We start from the raw sequence: 16,133 nt of genomic DNA on the forward strand, positions 1-16,133 counted from the left end.
CCTTTTTTATATTGTTTCATATGTTTGATATTCTTCTTTTTGCAGTACTATCTTTGCTTTTTGACGATCTTCTTCCCTTTGAAAGCTAATGCGAAGCACTCCAAGCAAGCCTTCTCTCGCCTCTAATATTTGCAAGTTTGTAATGCTAATTGCTTCTTGTGCCAACAGATTTGTAATATGAGCAAGTGCTCCAACTCTATCCAGTACATCAACATATAAATCATAATAAGATGGAATGGCCCCGCTTTTTCGAACAGGTAACGAATCGCGGTATTCTTTCGCATTTGCAAAGTAATGTTGTAATTCATTCGCACTGCCGCTTGCAACTGTTCTATATAACTCTTTCATTTCTACAATCCATTCTTCTAAAAGTTCTAATATATGATCTTGATTTTGTTTCACAATATCGCTCCACATTTTCGGACTGCTTGAAGCAATTCTTGTAATATCTTTAAAACCACCAGCAGCTAATTGATGAATGAGCGGGTTAGCACCAGCATGCTTCTCAACTTGCTTCACTAATCCAGCTGCGATCAAATGTGGAAAATGGCTGACTACTCCAGTTACATAATCATGCTCTTTCGTATTTAATACGAGAAAATGAGAACCTGTCCCTTTCAACCATTCTTGTAATTCTTCAACACGCTCATCTAATACGTGATTCATAGGTGTTAAAATATAAAATGCATTTTCAAATAGATGCGCTTTTGCACTTTCCACTCCTGTTTTATGGGATCCTGCCATCGGATGTCCTCCGATAAAAGAGACTTTCTTTGAGAATAAGCTTTCCGCTTCTTTCATAATAGTCCCTTTCGTACTCCCTACATCTGTCACAATGACATCCTCCCGTAAATGAAAGGACGCAAGTTTGTGTAACAGTTTCCTTGTTTCTTCAACAGGGGAAGCGAAAATAATGACATGTGCCTCCTCACATGCACGCTGTAAATCTAGCGCCACTTCATCTACTACATGTAATTCTTTAGCGCGCTCTACTCGATCTTTATATATGTCATAACCGATCACTGTTACAGCATATTCTTTTTTTATGGCTAGTGCGAGAGAACCACCTATTAACCCCGTCCCAATTAATACCACTTTTTTACGCATTTTCCTCATCTCGAGACGTACTGGTTTTCTTTTCAAAGTGTTGTTTTAACACGGAAATCACTCCTTCATTTTGCTCCTGAGTTCCTATTGTAATCCGAACACCATTTGGAAATGGACGAATAATGAAACCAGCATGTGCACAAGCTTCATATATCTCTTGTGCATGTTCTATCGGTAAAAAGATAAAATTCGTTTGAGATGGATAATATGCAACCTCATTTTCATGACAGAACCTTTCATATTGTTGTATCCCTTCACGATTCCTTCGAACAACCTCTTTCATGAAGTCATCATCAGTAAAAGCAATGGCTGCGGCTTTTTGTGCAACTGAAGATACATTAAAAGGTAAACGAACAACATTTAATTTCTCAATTAACGTTTTATCTCCGACTGCATATCCAATGCGAAACGATGCTAAGCCGTATGCTTTAGAAAATGTTCGGAGTATAAGAAGATTTTTATGGTTCATTAGAAGCAGCAATGTTTCTGGAAAATCTTGTGCAACTACATATTCATAGTATGCTTCATCTATAACAATTAACGTTTGCTTACTTACTTTCTCTATCAATTGATTTAATTTTCGCACATTCACGTATGTGCCTGTTGGATTATTCGGATTACAAATCCATACGATTTTTGTCTGTTCATCAATCGCTAAGCACATACGATCTAAGTCATATACACCATTTTTTAATGGGACTTCTTTCACTTCACATCCTTCAATGATCGCATGATGACGATACTGCGGGAATGTAGCTCCAGCGGTTACAATATTATCGCCTGCGCAAAGCATCGCGCGGCTGATGATTTGAATGACTTCATCCAGTCCGCTTCCACATAAAATCTGTTCTTTTTGAACGCCTAGTTTATTTGCAATGGTCTCTCTAAGTTCTAGCGCCTCACCATCCGGATATAAAGCATGCTCACGCCATTCTTTTCGTAATTCTTCCATCACTCTTGGCGAGCAACCAAATGGATTTTCATTTGATGCTAATTTCACAAATGAATGATTTCCGTATATTTCTTTCATTTGCTCTGGTGATTTCCCTGGTTTATACGGCTGTAATGATAATAATTGCTCTTTCACTCTCATCTATCCTCTCCCCTTCCTTAAAATTCTTTTGCGTATTTGTGATGCTGCATTATATTTTGAGCGATTAATTCCATACGATCTTTTCCGAATTGTTCCACTAACGCATCCGCAAGTTCCCATGCAACGACAGCTTCTGCCACAACACTTGCAGCTGGAACCGCGCAGCTATCAGACCTTTCAATACTTGCGTGGAATGCTTCTTTCGTATCTATATCTACACTTGCAAGCGGTTTATATAATGTAGGAATTGGCTTCATTACACCTCTTACAACTATTGGCATGCCTGTTGTCATACCGCCTTCTAGTCCACCCGCATGATTTGTTCGGCGCATATACCCTTTTTCTTCGTCCCATAAAATTTCATCATGCACTTGACTTCCTGGTTTTCTTGCCGCTTCAAATCCAATCCCAATTTCAGCACCTTTAAAAGCATTAATACTCATCATCGCAGCAGCCAGTTTCGCATCCAGTTTGCGGTCATAATGAACATAGCTACCAACACCGATTGGCATTCCTTCTGCAATAACTTCAACTATCCCGCCAATTGAATCTCCATTTGCTTTCGCGTTATCAATCGCTTCCATCATTTCTTGTTCTACTTCTTTATCTAAACAGCGAACAGGTGAATTTTCCGTAATATTCCGAATTTCCTCTATTGAAAAATCCCCTTGATATTTTGCTTCCACGCCTCCAATTGCTAGAACATGTCCTGCAATTTGAATACCTAACTCGGCTAAAATTTGTTTTGCTACTGCCCCAGCTGCTACTCTTACTGTTGTCTCTCTCGCAGAAGATCTCTCTAATACATTTCTTATATCGCGATGACCATATTTAATGGCGCCATTCAAATCGGCATGCCCTGGACGCGGCTTTGTAATCGTACGTTTCATCTCTTTCCTTTCTTCCTTTGAAATCGGTGCTGCTCCCATCACTTTTGTCCAGTGCTGAAAATCATCATTTTTCACGATTAATGTAATCGGAGAGCCAAGTGTCATGCTGTGGCGCACACCACTTACAATTTTCACTGTATCCGTCTCGATTTGCATACGTCTTCCTCGTCCATACCCTTTTTGTCTTCTTAATAACTCTTTATTGATCTGTTCCGCTGTTAATGATAGTCCTGCTGGTACTCCTTCTAAAATAACGGTTAACTGCGGTCCATGTGATTCTCCAGCTGTAATATATCTCATTTTTCCTTTCTCCTTTCCAATTTTTTGTACAAAAAAGTCCCTACTGAGCGCTCAGTAGGGACGATTCAAATCGCGGTACCACCCTAATTGTAGACCGTCTTCGTCTACCTCTTATCATTGTTAACGATCCAAATAACCGTCTTTTCCTTCATACAGATTTCACTCCATACTACGAAAAAGATGCTCCAGGGTTGTAATTCATGTTTATCTTTGTACTGATTTTCACCATCCATCAGTTCTCTATAAACAGGGAGATAAGCACTACTGTTTCCCTTTCTTCGCATATTCTATATGAACTTAAGATAATTTATTTTTGAATTCTTTTAACTCTTCCATGAATCTATGGAACTCTGGAATATCCATTTGCTGTGCTGAGTCAGATAATGCAACAGCTGGGTCTGGATGTACTTCTGCCATTACTGCATCTGCTCCAATTGCTAACGCTGCTTTTGCAGTCGGTAATAATAAATCTCTGCGTCCTGTTGAATGTGTTACATCCACAACAACTGGTAAATGTGTTTCTTTTTTCAAAATTGGTACTGCTGAAATATCTAACGTATTACGAGTTGCTTTTTCGTATGTGCGAATGCCGCGTTCACATAAAATAATTTGATCATTTCCTTGTGCAATAATGTATTCAGCTGCATGCATGAACTCATCAATTGTCGCTGCTAAACCTCTTTTTAGCAATACAGGTTTATTCACTTTCCCTACAGCTCTTAATAAATCAAAGTTTTGCATGTTGCGTGCCCCAACTTGAATCACATCCACATAATCAAGAGCCATTTCCACATCGTTCGGATTTAAAATTTCACTAATAATCGCTAAATCAAACTCATCCGCTACTTGTCGTAAAATTTGTAAACCTTCTACCCCTAAACCTTGGAAATCGTATGGAGATGTTCTCGGTTTGAAAGCTCCCCCGCGCATTAATTTTAATCCTTGCTCTTTCATCGCTTGCGCAACTTGACGAACTTGCTCTAAACTTTCTACCGCACAAGGTCCCATAATGAATGATTGTGTGCCACTACCTAATCGCTTCCCTTTTACATCCACAATTGTATTTTCTTGTTTTTTCTTACGGGAAACAAGGAGCGCTTTACGGTTATCATCTTCTTGAAGCTCTAAGCTTGCTTTGAAAATCGTTTTGAAAATGTGTTGAACCGTCGATGTCTCAAATGGCCCTTCATTACGCTCCGCAATCATATCTAGTACTTCGCGCTCACGAACAGGATCAAAACGCTTCGTTCCTTGCTGTTGCTTTTGTTCACCAATTTTTTGAACGATTCTACCTCTTTCATTTAAAAGCTTTAATAGCTGTAAATTAATTTCATCCACCTGTTTACGTAATTGTTCTAATTCATGATTTGCCATTTTCATATCCTCCTCAAATGTGTAAAAGTATAGTAAGAGAAATAAAATTCCCTATTTTCTGAATCCATAAACTAAATCGTTATCATATGAAATCGATACCGCCTTTTCTGTGTACAAAAAAGCCCTACTGATTCCTTCAGTAGGGACGATATTTATCGCGGTACCACCCTAGTTGCAAGACTAACTTCGTCTACCTCTCTTCACTGTTAACGATCAATCGACCGTCTTTCCCTTCATAAAGATGCTTCTCTTTACTACGAAAAAGATGCTCCAGGACTGTAATTCGCACTTGTTTTTGTACTGGTTCACACCACCCACCAGCTCTCTGTTACAGGGAAACAACTACTACTATTATTCCTTTCACTGCATTTCCTATTCCATTTTCAAGTTGGGCCACGAAATACAAAAAATCCCTACTGATTCCTTCAGTAGGGACGATATTTATCGCGGTACCACCCTAGTTGTAGACTAACTTCGTCTACCTCTCTTCACTGTTAACGATCAAATGACCGCCTTTTCTTCATAAAGATATATTACTCTATTCCGAAAAAGATGCTCCAAGACTGTAATTCATGATAACCCCTGTACTGATTCACACCAACCATCAGCTCTCTGTTACAGGAAGATTCTCACTACTGTGATCTCTTCATTGCACGTTATTTATTCAAATGTTTTTGAAATTAAATAAGTATGATTCGTATTATAGAATGCTTTTTTGAATACTGTCAATAATTTTTCATTCATTTTTTTAAAATTCCGCTTTCCACTTATGATTCTTGCTGAAAATTTGCTACTACAATGCCAATTCGAATCATTTCATTTTGAATTGCGGTCAATATCTCACCATCTACATGACAAGTCTCTAATATTTCTTTCATTTGTATCATTTCATTTTCAAAGGAGCTCGCGTCTTGCACAATTTGTAACAAAATAAAAAATAGTTTCGCATATGCTTGTACATGAGCTATGACCTTTTCTTTTCTCGTTAAAATCGTCAACAGTAATTGTTTCATTTCCGCCTCTGAACAATGTTCGACCGGAATTGGAAAGCAGTTCAAAATGGTGTACACCCCTTTTTCTGCTACTTCATCCATATAGAAAACAAAACGCAATAACATTACATATTCTCGGCCAGTTATCAAACTCATTTTCGGTCGCTCTTTTAAAAATGTAGCTAACCACGATTCCCAAAATTTTTGTTTCTCTCGCGCGCTTAATGTTTTTACATAATAGCACAAATGTTCCAGAAATTTTATTTTGTCATGCTCTTTTTCTTGTATAAATATCATGTAAACCCAGTCTGTTCTCTGCTCCCAGTACAACACACACTTAATACATACAAAGCTTAACCATTTTAAAAAGACTTGTTTTGTATGTGGATGCAATAACTCTAAATGCTCAGCTGCATGTTTAATATATTTTTTTATCTCTGTAAATAACGGCAAATTAATTTGTGTATAGCATAGCCCTGCCCATGCATATTTCACCGCTTTATGTTCTCTATTTAAATTAAGATACGGAAGCAAATACTTTCTGCACCATTGTTTTTCAATGTGAAACAAAAATGTAACATCAGCCGTTAAACGCGCTAACATAAAATACGTTCTCTCAGAAGCAACCTTAATTTGCTCTTCAAATAAAAATAAATATTCATGTATATTGCGATCATATAAATGATCATATGCTAATAGTTTTAATAAAACTGACGTCATTTTTCCCACTGGATGTTGGATTGATTCATTATAAAAATCAAGTTCTCCTACTTTAAAACTGTTCTCTTCTTTCATGATATGCGGGAATAAAGAAAATGCAAATCGCTTCACTGCCCGAATCTGATTTTCTTGAAACTCTTCTAATCGATTACTAATCTCATACAAGAAGCTACTAATCAACCAATAAAATGCGGGATTTCGTACAAACTGTTGCAATAGCGGAATAATCTTTTGAATTTGCTCATTTGTCAACTTTCGATTATTCCTCCATTCTCTAATGCAAACAAACCATATCTCATTACTTACTCCCTGCTCTCCTATAAGCTGATAGGCAAGTGTAATACCCCAATCTACATTCAACTTACAAGCTTTTGATAACATCTCTAAAAAATGACGTTGTTCAAATGAATCGTCATTTGAAAATAACAAAATTTGTTTCTTTATTTCATGACCTTTCAGTTCTAATAACCCATCAGCTGTTACGTTACATATAATGTTTGGAGCCATAACTTCTTCTTTTTTCTCACTGTATTGATTCGAAGTAAAATGCGGATGCGTTCGTTGCATTGTGCGATAGGCTCTGGCAGTACTCGTACTATTTGCATCACATATGTACAATAAATCTAGCACAAGGCACGCATCAAAAAACCTTTCACTTTCAAGCTGTTTCATCACTTCTTGAATGACTTCTTTCTTCGTTTTTTCTAATGCATTTTGATAATGTTTTTTCAGGAATTGAAATACTTCATGCTTATATGTAAAATCTAAAATAAGTTGGTGTTTTCGCAACCACATTAACTTTTCATCAGCTGTTACAAATGTATTTTTACTCATTGTTTCAATCGCAATTTTCTTTTGTAATATACTATCTGTGTCGATCATTTGCGCGATATAATACGCCAATTTCTCTTTATTATGCTCACATAAATAGGCGAGACATTCTTTCACAATTCGGATTAAAAAAGTAAAATCTTTCGGTTGTAAATCGTGCTCTGAAAATTCCACTGTATGATAAAGAACACTATCTCTTTTTTGTAAAGCTGTTTGTCTTAGCGATAACATTTGCAATTTTTCCAGTCCCATAACTAAAATAGGACCTGCAAAATAGGAAATATGTGGTTTCATTTTTTCTTCCCAAATGCGTTGTACATGTGAAAACACCGGTACTGGCAAACGGCTTGATTCCTCTAATTCAACGGAATCCTGCCTATCATCTTCCCATCGTTTTACTCGTTTCAACTTAATTTTCCCATCTAAAATAAATGTTAATAATAAAACGCTAATTTCTTTATGCTCAGGGAACGAACATTTATGTAATAAATAGGAAATCTTTTCTATCGACTGACTATTATTCTCGGCTGTCTCTAATAAAAGTAGCGTCCATTTTGAAAATAATAACGGGTCCATCGGTTCTTTTGTGTCTTTTAAATAGGTGCAAATGCTTCTCCAAAGTAGCGGGGATATTTTAGAATGATTTTTAAAAATGAGTTGAAATAATTCTTTTTGATGGCTAACAAGAAATTGTTCAACAAGCCACTCAGCAAGTAATTCATCCACTTCATCGTAATGCGAAATAATGCGAAATAAATTTTGTAGCTTTCCTTCTGCTTCCAACCATTCCACCCACCCATAATCACGGGCAAATTCCACAAAGTATCTAAGTGTTTCAATTTTTTTAATCGCTTGTTTAATATAAGATAATTGTTCTTGTTCAACAGATGGTGGAACTGTTACAATATCGCGAATACGCATTCTTTTTGTAATATAATTATCTCCCATCAATTCCGCCCATCGTTTTACTGCTCTAACAAGCGCTTGATGGTTATTTGCTTTATTCGGATAAACAATCGGCTTTACTCCTAAATGTTCCCAATGATACGTATTATCCCCTTGTGCAACAAAAGCGTACCGCCTTGTACTCGGCGGTAAACCTGTCGCTAAATATTTCATAACCGGATCATTATGGCTATATCCAATAAACAAAACTGTGTAATTCGAGAATAAATCAACTAAAAAACGACGCGCCCATCCTTCTGTCAAATAAGCCCTTCCAAAGTCACCATCTGTTAAAATTAAATTGTCTTGTTCTTGCTCCACATTTCCGTGTATATATGCTAATCCTTTAAACGCTCTTCCCGTCGGCAAAGCAGGCGCATAGTAAATATTAAAATCCCGCTCACTCTCTCGCATAGCAGTAGTAAAATGCTGATCGAAGTTTGTTGTTACAATTCGTACATCCGTATCTTTCGGAAAAAGCCTTGGAATCGCATAATGCAATGGGTTCGGTTTCGATCCTTCCACGTTTACGAGATCTTTCGCAATTTGATGAACATCTTTCGTCTTTGCAATTTTACCAAGATAGTAATCATGTGGTTCTGTTATTTCACGTTTTTCAACGTATAAAGCCTTCGCAATTTCATCAACTAAATCATCAAAGTTTGGTAAGTTTGATTTTCCTTTCATAGAAACTCCCGCTCCGACAAATAATACGAGCTTCCCTTGTTCAAGGTGATCAAATAACTCCTCTGGAATTTCTACTTCTGAAGTAATCCACATTCGGATTCCCCCCTTACCTAAAAATGTCATAACTCCTCATTTTACTATAACATTTTTCCTATAACATTTTTCAATATTTAGTCAAATTACTAACATGAAAAAATTTTCCGCCTCAATATAGATATGATATGTATGAAGTTCTTACTTTAGAGAAAAACTATGTAGAAACGGGAGGTGTACACGTTGAGTGATCTTGCTTTAGTGCTCATAAAATTTATATCTTGTATCATTGCTTTTGCCATCGGACTTGCTTTGTTTTTTCCGGCCACACTCGTTCAAATTATTTCCTTTAGTTTATTTGTAACGATTGTGTCATACGTATTTGTAGATAAAATAATCTTAGAACGCATTGGCCGATCTGCAGCTATTATGACGGATTTCCTGTTAACTTATTTAAGTGTATGGATTTTTGGAAACATTTTGCTGGATCATTACATGCAAATTGCATGGGGAAGCATTCTTTCTGCTTTAATCTTTACTTTATCTGAAGTCATTGTTCATCGTTTTTCCCATGCTCACGAACGGCATAACAGCGATAACATCCGCCTCAATCGCCGCTTCTCATATGGAACAGAATTTGCGGAAGAACAAAATCCATTAGATAAAAACAAGAAAAAATAAACAAAAAGACGTCATCATTTAAAATGACGTCCTTTTTTTGCACGATTTACTGATTTTGATAATACTCATCGAACACGGATTTCGGTACCATTCCACCGCCTGTTGCCCACATCATATGTATCGAACGATTCATCTTACCTTCTAATTTATGTTTTTTCACATAGTTTTCTTGTTGATACAATTGGACTGGACCATAGACTGCTGCTAATGCAGACGGTTCTAAACGTATATTCTCCGTATCTACCATTGCCTTTAATAACTGATACAGTTGTTGATCTTCAACTGTATAACACCCGCTAAGAAGCGGTTCCATGATCTTTCCAACAAAACCAGATGCCCTTCCAACCGCAAGGCCATCTGCTTCTGTTACATTATCAATCTCGAAATCTTGAACTGAAATTTCATCATGAAGTCCTGTCACTAAACCGAGTAACATGCACGGTGAATGTGTTGGTTCTGCAAAAAAACAATGTACAGCATCACCAAATAGTAATTTCAATCCAAAAGCAACTCCGCCAGGACCTCCGCCAACACCACACGGCAAATAAACAAATAAAGGATGTTCTTTATCTACTTTGATATTTTTATCTTCAAGCTGCTGTTTTACTCTGGAAGCCGCAACTGCATAACCTAAAAATAAATGCTTTGAGTTCTCATCATCAATAAAATAACACTGAGGATCTTGCTCTGCTTCTTTTCTCCCCTCTTCCACTGCTTTACTGTAATCAGACTCATATTCGACAACCGTTACCCCTTTACGACGAAGCAGCTCTTTTTTCCATTCCTTTGCATCAGCTGACATATGTACCGTTACTTGAAAACCTAACTTCGCACTCATAATACCGATGCTTAGCCCTAAATTACCTGTTGATCCGACCGCAATGGAATATTGAGAAAAGAATTCTCGAAACATATCGCTATCTAACTTTGCATAATGATCTCCTTCAGAAAGCAAATTGTGCTCTATCGCCAACTTCTCTGCATGCTGCAACACTTCATAAATACCGCCGCGCGCTTTTATCGATCCGGAAATCGGTAAATTGTTATCACATTTTAATAAAAACCTACCTGGCATTTCCTGCGCAAAGGTCCCCTCTAAATATCGCTTCATATGCCTCGTTTCAACAAGAGGAGATTCGATAATTCCATTCATCTCTTTTGTTTCTGGAAACACTTTCGCAATATAAGGCGCAAACCGAAGCAAACGCGCCTCTGCCTCTTTCACATCTTCCTTCGTTAAAACAAAATCCTGTCTCGCTTTTTCATAGGAAATATAGTTTGGATTTTCCCAAAACACTTCACTTGTTTCTATTAAATGATGTAAAATCGGATACTCCTCAGTCCACTTTCTTATTGTTTTTCCTTTCATCATTTTTTCCCACATATCATTTCCTCCCCTAAATGCTTCTATTTTACGATTCATTAAACATTGAAATCTGTATATTCCTTATTATTAACACCAACTTGTAAGCCCTTTCAATCGAAGTACTATGTAGTAATAAACAGCAATTGAAGCTCCACTACAACATGCTTGATATTACGTTTGACATCCATCTCTTTTAGAGCGCTTTCATTCCTGCTCGATTCATTATACAAAGAACGTTTTGGATTGTCATCCTACAAAAAAGACCCTGTAAAACAGGATCAAAACAATCTTTAACACTTCTTACTGTTATTTCATATTAAAACTTTTCCATAATGGCAAAATAATTCCCTTCATAGTCAGCAAAATTAAAAGCCTTCCCCGTAGGCATATTTACAATTTCGCCAACTGCCACCTTTTTATCAACAAGTTTTTTATGCAACTGCTCAATATTTTCCGTAAAAAACAGCATAGAAGGTGTATTCAAGTTTAATTCTGGCTGCATTTTCGCAATAAATTCTTTATTATGTAACACAATACTTGTTTCAGCTTCCTTCGTTGGCGCAATTTCGATCCATCTAAATCCCTTACCGTTATCTTCTTCAGCAATTAGATGAAAGCCCATCTTTTCCGTCCAAAATTGTACAGCTTCCTCTTGATCCTTTACATATAACATAATTTGACCAACTTTATGAATCATCATCTTCTCTCCTTTTCTAGTCACATAGTTATATTTAGTATATAAGAACGTTCATTCCTTTAAAATATTTTTTGAAATGATTCTATGCTCCCTACCCAAAACCTTCTAATCTATCACCCTTTTATTGTAACCGATTTATTTAGACGAAACATGCAATGAAAACCCAAAAAACAATTTAACATAATTATATTATGTAAACAAAATGAAATTATGCTTAACGCCACTTTCTTTTATTTATTCTATTACTCAATGTTTTACACTTTCAGGCATTTGCTTTGCGACATGCGTATGAAAAATACATATCGCAAATTCTTTTGGGATTTTTTCTACGATTTCTGCAAGGAGAGCTACTCTATCTCCTTCTATCAGTTTCACTTCTTCCTTTTCAAAAAACGAGCCACTCTTTTAAAAGGTTCTATACCGCTCAGATCAGCATAAACGGTGACTAATTTTGTTTCTATAGGTTATTTAACCATAAGAAAACTGCCTTTCTATTCCACTGCGTTCAGATAAAACTACTTCTAAAAACATCCTTGATGAAATTTTAGCTAACTTTATATCCCACTACGTTCTGATAAAACTAAAGATGCGGTAGCAACACATATCTACCAATCCGGCTTTATATCCCACTACGTTCTGATAAAACTAAAGATGCGGTAGCAACACATATCTACCAATCCGGCTTTATATCCCACTACGTTCTGATAAAACTAATACGCAATAGGAGTGAACAAAATGGCTGAGTACACTTTATATCCCACTACGTTCTGATAAAACCCTATACAAAAATCACCATAATTCTCTTTCAAATCAATACATTTATTATACAATAAACTGAAAGTTTTGCAGCACACTGCTAGTTTTGTTTCATATGCATTTTCAAAAATAAAGTCTATCCCTTGAAACATAAGGGTTTTAACCTCTTTCTTTCAAAAATCGATATGCTGCAAAATGAGCATTGGTATAGGTACACTCTTATTTTCTAATATAATACAAAACTACATTTAAGAAAAGAATTCTTTTAATCATTAAAAAAGAGGGCTAAATCGCCCTCTTTTCATACACATTATGATTGCTGATAAGCCGATTTCGTTGCTTTCACATAATAAACAGCGTGTTCAGCATTTAAAATATGTTCTGGCTTTGGTTTTCCGCGATTTGCACGATGACCAGCTAAATGTTCTTCGCTTGTCTCCCAGTTTTTCCATGCTTCTTCAGATTCCCAACGAATCATAATAACAACTTCTTCGTCTCCTCTTCTTACCTTTTTCACAAGAACGTTTAAATCAATAAAACCTTCGAATTTTTCAATCATACCTTCTCCAGAAAAACGCTGCACAACAAGATCTGAAGTACCTTCTTTTACTGTAAGTGTTTTTGTTTCAATAAACATATATCCCACTCCCTTAATTTCCAAATCACTTTCATATTCTTCTATTATAATTGATTTTGATAATTATTTTCAATTAAAACATTTAAAATGATTTTTGCTGAGTGGATTCATTAAGAAATGTACAGTATGGAAGCAGGATTTCTTAAATACATGAATTTAAGAATTGCAAACAAAAAGTAGCTCGTTTTGTTTGCAATACGTGTTTCCCTAATCAGTGTTGCCACCACTCTAAAGAGCGCTAATGTTAAATAAATCAAAGACACATGCTTCCTTTTTCGTATGATATGGGAACTAATCACATATCATTTATAACTGTATCCAAGAAAAGAAAGGAGATTTCTAGATGAGAAAGGCGATTTTAACATTTATTTTCGCTATTTTTATTATTGGAATCATTCATATTGCTGTAACTCCAATAAATTATAAGTCATATACAATCGAGGCTCTTTGATTCGCAAGTGCCGGTTATACACTCATCTTCCTTGCTTTTTTAAACTATGTTCTTATTAGCATCAAACAAAGACAGACAATATTTTTTGTCATTTGTCATACAGCAAATATTTTATGTACTATTTTGGTTGCTTTCATTCTTACGATTGCATTCGCTCCTCACATAATCCTCTTGTTTGTTTTATTAGTTTCTAAAACTTTACTTGTCATTGGATTTCAATTCTCTTCAAAATCTTAAGAATGTCCATAAATTACGGCATGCTTAAGGTAGGAAACGATAAGAATATAAATAAAAATTCTATTTTTAGTGCGTGTTTAATTAGCAAATTTCTAACAGGAATTCTTGATTTAGATGAGGATATAAACAAAAACTTGTGTCGTGGAAGGTACCTGAAAATGATTTAACTAAAAATAAAAGAGTTACATTACGAAATTTGCTTAGCCATCAATCTGTGGTTATTGATCCTCAAAATATATTTTTATGGATTAGCAAATGTAACTTGATATAAAGAATTAACTTTTTTTACTGCAGCAGAACAAACATAACCCGTTTCTCCTTCCCAACCAGGAAAACTATAATATACTTTTCCATCTGAACTTTTTATAATTTCATCATTAATATCTTTCATCGGATAAATATCGTCAGTAAATGCTTGTATTGGATGGAAATTCAAAAAAATCGTGGTACGAATAGCAAGTATAGGAGTACTATATAAAAATCTATAAAACAAAATAAATAATACAATTGTAAATACTCCTATTATAAAAATAATCTTATATCTTTTTCTCATCTTTAAACTCCTTTAATTTCATAATCAGTCATATTTTTTAAATTATATTAAATTTTAAAATAAAATAACTTTTTATGATATAAGCAAATTTTTTAAACAAGAAAAAACCAAAAAGGAGTTTGTAAAATCACACGGTACTCTTGTTTTTGGGTGAGAGAGCTAGCTGGGGGTTTTGGGGCTAGCTCTTAGAAACTTAACGTAACTGAATATGAGTATCTTTACCCACCCCCTCAAAAAAGGAGAATAGCAAAAACATTAGTAACAAAATCCTTAACAGCATGTTTACTTCTTTTAGATTTAAACAGGATTCTACTTCAAACTCTTAGATCCTTAGCTATTATATCCCGTACTTCGTCATAACTAAACTCAGTCTCCATTACGTTTGCTATCATATATAGCTTTCCATTCCCCCTCTTATTTTGTTCAATATTAAATTCTATAAATATTCAAATTACCATTCTATTTTTTAAAAAAAGACGCACTTAAAACATGAACTGTGCGTCTTATCTTCTATCGCTATTCTGACATAATAAAATGAGCTCTTTGCTTTGGAAGTTCTGTTTCTAAATAGTGATCTTCAGCTTTCCAATACCTATTTTTAAACTTAGAAATATTTTTCCGTACAGACTCATGTTCTCGGGCAAATCGCTTCTCGCGTGGACAATCTAAATATATGATGTAATCAAAGTATTCTCTCCACTCTTTACGCTGGAGAAAAATCCCTTCGATGATTATAGTACATGGGATCGGAATCTTAATATCACGCATTTTACAGGAATCTGTTTTATCATTATAGAATGGTAACCGAAACTGTTCTTTCCGCTTTAATTGCTGAAAAAAATGATATCGTAACCATTCTATATCCCACTGTAAATAGTAATATTCGTACCATTCTTCAAATTTAGTATGATAGCGTTTGTTCCGTTCTACAATATGATCATCCATATGAAACATATAAAATGATGCACCCTTTTGTTTTAACTTTTGTTCAAGCTGTTTCACCAAAGTTGTTTTCCCTGAACGACTTAATCCATCTATTCCTAAAACAAAACGTTTACCTATATTCTCATCAATCACTTTTAATATTTGATTGAAAGACATGATCTTTTCTCCCAATCTTCTGCTAATAAGGAATAGATGATGGTATCATACTCTACATTATTTTGAATCATATATTTCCGAAGCAGTCCTTCTTTTTGAAATCCAACCTTTTTCAATAATTTATGAGAAGCCTCGTTCTCTTTATATACAACAGCTCCAATTCTGATAAGTTTCATCGTTTGAAAAGCATATGTAACAATTGCCTGTACCGCTTCAGTTGCATATCCTTTTCCCCAATATGCATCATCGAGTTCGTAACCAATTTCAGCTCGCTTATGATTAAGATTAATAAAGTGAAATCCACATGTACCAATTAATCGATTTGCCCCTTTCAGTTCAATTCCCCAGCGCAATTGGCTTCCTTCTTTATATTTTTTGCTAAACATCTGAATCATTCTTTTTACCTGTTCCATATTTCGAATAGCGTCCATACCAAAATAGCGCATAACAGATTCTTTTTGGAAATAATGAAACATACTGGCTGCATCTAATAACGTTAATTCTCGCAATATAAAACGCTCCGTCTCTAAAGCTGGAAATCCCATTCTGTCTCTCCTTTTTCTCCTGAATTATATTCAACATATGTGCTATGTTCACCGTTTAGTAGTAAACTTTCTTCATAACTTTCAACGTATAACTACCTTCTCTAACATTCGACAAATTATTTTTAAAACCTTGTTTT

12 protein-coding genes, 1 pseudogene and 3 other annotated features are annotated in these 16,133 nt (G+C 35.4%); of the genes and pseudogenes, 1 reads left to right on the top strand and 12 read right to left on the bottom strand.

What is annotated here, in order from left to right:
* Positions 1–6 precede the first annotated feature (6 nt).
* The 5 genes from tyrA to MR063_RS09365 all read right to left on the bottom strand — a co-directional run bounded on the left by tyrA (position 7) and on the right by MR063_RS09365 (position 9,062).
* The gene (gene tyrA, locus MR063_RS09345) at positions 7–1,107 is read right to left on the bottom strand and encodes a prephenate dehydrogenase (RefSeq protein ID WP_242196787.1); all 1,101 of its coding nucleotides are present in this window, start codon (positions 1,105–1,107) and stop codon (positions 7–9) included.
* A complete protein-coding gene (gene hisC / locus MR063_RS09350; RefSeq protein ID WP_242196790.1) occupies positions 1,100–2,200 on the bottom strand; it encodes a histidinol-phosphate transaminase in 1,101 nt (366 codons plus the stop codon). The genes tyrA and hisC overlap by 8 nt, the downstream gene beginning before the upstream one ends.
* 17 nt (positions 2,201–2,217) lie before the next feature.
* A complete protein-coding gene (gene aroC, locus MR063_RS09355) occupies positions 2,218–3,390 on the bottom strand; it encodes a chorismate synthase (RefSeq protein ID WP_242196793.1) in 1,173 nt (390 codons plus the stop codon).
* A gap of 53 nt (positions 3,391–3,443) precedes the next feature.
* Positions 3,444–3,678, bottom strand: a binding site (T-box leader).
* A gap of 9 nt (positions 3,679–3,687) precedes the next feature.
* Positions 3,688–4,764 (bottom strand): bifunctional 3-deoxy-7-phosphoheptulonate synthase/chorismate mutase, encoded by a 1,077-nt coding sequence (locus MR063_RS09360; protein WP_242196797.1) that lies wholly within the window; start codon positions 4,762–4,764, stop codon positions 3,688–3,690.
* A 138-nt stretch (positions 4,765–4,902) separates the two neighbouring features.
* Positions 4,903–5,137: a binding site (T-box leader), on the bottom strand.
* 54 nt (positions 5,138–5,191) lie between these two features.
* Positions 5,192–5,423: a binding site (T-box leader), on the bottom strand.
* 108 nt (positions 5,424–5,531) lie between these two features.
* Positions 5,532–9,062 carry a DUF4020 domain-containing protein gene (locus tag MR063_RS09365; protein ID WP_242196800.1) on the bottom strand — a complete coding sequence of 1,177 codons (3,531 nt, stop codon included), beginning with the start codon at positions 9,060–9,062 and terminating at the stop codon, positions 5,532–5,534.
* A gap of 153 nt (positions 9,063–9,215) precedes the next feature.
* On the opposite strand from MR063_RS09365, the gene MR063_RS09370 reads away from it, so the two are divergent.
* Positions 9,216–9,653 (top strand): YndM family protein, encoded by a 438-nt coding sequence (locus MR063_RS09370; RefSeq protein ID WP_242196803.1) that lies wholly within the window; start codon positions 9,216–9,218, stop codon positions 9,651–9,653.
* 46 nt (positions 9,654–9,699) lie between these two features.
* Here MR063_RS09370 and MR063_RS09375 read toward each other — a convergent pair whose 3' ends face one another.
* The 7 genes and pseudogenes from MR063_RS09375 to MR063_RS09410 form a co-directional block, all read right to left on the bottom strand.
* Positions 9,700–11,037, bottom strand: coding sequence for a D-serine ammonia-lyase (locus tag MR063_RS09375; RefSeq protein ID WP_242196806.1), 1,338 nt, complete (start codon positions 11,035–11,037; stop codon positions 9,700–9,702).
* Positions 11,038–11,335: 298 nt separating this feature from the next.
* Positions 11,336–11,716 carry a VOC family protein gene (locus tag MR063_RS09380; RefSeq protein WP_242196809.1) on the bottom strand — a complete coding sequence of 127 codons (381 nt, stop codon included), beginning with the start codon at positions 11,714–11,716 and terminating at the stop codon, positions 11,336–11,338.
* A gap of 249 nt (positions 11,717–11,965) precedes the next feature.
* Positions 11,966–12,097: pseudogene (locus MR063_RS09385) on the bottom strand (DUF2332 family protein); the annotation flags it as partial.
* Positions 12,098–12,782: 685 nt separating this feature from the next.
* A complete protein-coding gene (locus MR063_RS09390; protein WP_012094494.1) occupies positions 12,783–13,109 on the bottom strand; it encodes an antibiotic biosynthesis monooxygenase family protein in 327 nt (108 codons plus the stop codon).
* 929 nt (positions 13,110–14,038) lie between these two features.
* Positions 14,039–14,350 carry a hypothetical protein gene (locus tag MR063_RS09400; protein ID WP_242196816.1) on the bottom strand — a complete coding sequence of 104 codons (312 nt, stop codon included), beginning with the start codon at positions 14,348–14,350 and terminating at the stop codon, positions 14,039–14,041.
* A gap of 516 nt (positions 14,351–14,866) precedes the next feature.
* A complete protein-coding gene (locus tag MR063_RS09405) occupies positions 14,867–15,451 on the bottom strand; it encodes a kinase (RefSeq protein WP_242196818.1) in 585 nt (194 codons plus the stop codon).
* Positions 15,430–15,996: a GNAT family N-acetyltransferase gene (locus tag MR063_RS09410; protein WP_242196821.1), complete on the bottom strand. Its 567-nt coding sequence runs from the start codon at positions 15,994–15,996 to the stop codon at positions 15,430–15,432. The genes MR063_RS09405 and MR063_RS09410 overlap by 22 nt, the downstream gene beginning before the upstream one ends.
* Between the last annotated feature and the right edge of the window lie 137 nt (positions 15,997–16,133).

The organism is Bacillus cereus group sp. BfR-BA-01492 (assembly GCF_022662815.1).
Taxonomy (GTDB): domain Bacteria; phylum Bacillota; class Bacilli; order Bacillales; family Bacillaceae_G; genus Bacillus_A; species Bacillus_A cereus_BD.

Bases quoted from the DNA above. Each gene is read 5' to 3' on its own strand.
- MR063_RS09410 (WP_242196821.1), bottom strand. From the start codon at position 15,996: ATGGGATTTCCAGCTTTAGAGACGGAGCGTTTTATATTGCGAGAATTA.
- aroC (WP_242196793.1), bottom strand. From the start codon at position 3,390: ATGAGATATATTACAGCTGGAGAATCACATGGACCGCAGTTAACCGTT.
- MR063_RS09380 (WP_242196809.1), bottom strand. From the start codon at position 11,716: ATGATTCATAAAGTTGGTCAAATTATGTTATATGTAAAGGATCAAGAG.
- MR063_RS09405 (WP_242196818.1), bottom strand. From the start codon at position 15,451: ATGTCTTTCAATCAAATATTAAAAGTGATTGATGAGAATATAGGTAAA.
- MR063_RS09375 (WP_242196806.1), bottom strand. From the start codon at position 11,037: ATGTGGGAAAAAATGATGAAAGGAAAAACAATAAGAAAGTGGACTGAG.
- tyrA (WP_242196787.1), bottom strand. From the start codon at position 1,107: ATGCGTAAAAAAGTGGTATTAATTGGGACGGGGTTAATAGGTGGTTCT.
- MR063_RS09365 (WP_242196800.1), bottom strand. From the start codon at position 9,062: ATGACATTTTTAGGTAAGGGGGGAATCCGAATGTGGATTACTTCAGAA.
- MR063_RS09360 (WP_242196797.1), bottom strand. From the start codon at position 4,764: ATGGCAAATCATGAATTAGAACAATTACGTAAACAGGTGGATGAAATT.
- MR063_RS09400 (WP_242196816.1), bottom strand. From the start codon at position 14,350: ATGAGAAAAAGATATAAGATTATTTTTATAATAGGAGTATTTACAATT.
- hisC (WP_242196790.1), bottom strand. From the start codon at position 2,200: ATGAGAGTGAAAGAGCAATTATTATCATTACAGCCGTATAAACCAGGG.
- MR063_RS09390 (WP_012094494.1), bottom strand. From the start codon at position 13,109: ATGTTTATTGAAACAAAAACACTTACAGTAAAAGAAGGTACTTCAGAT.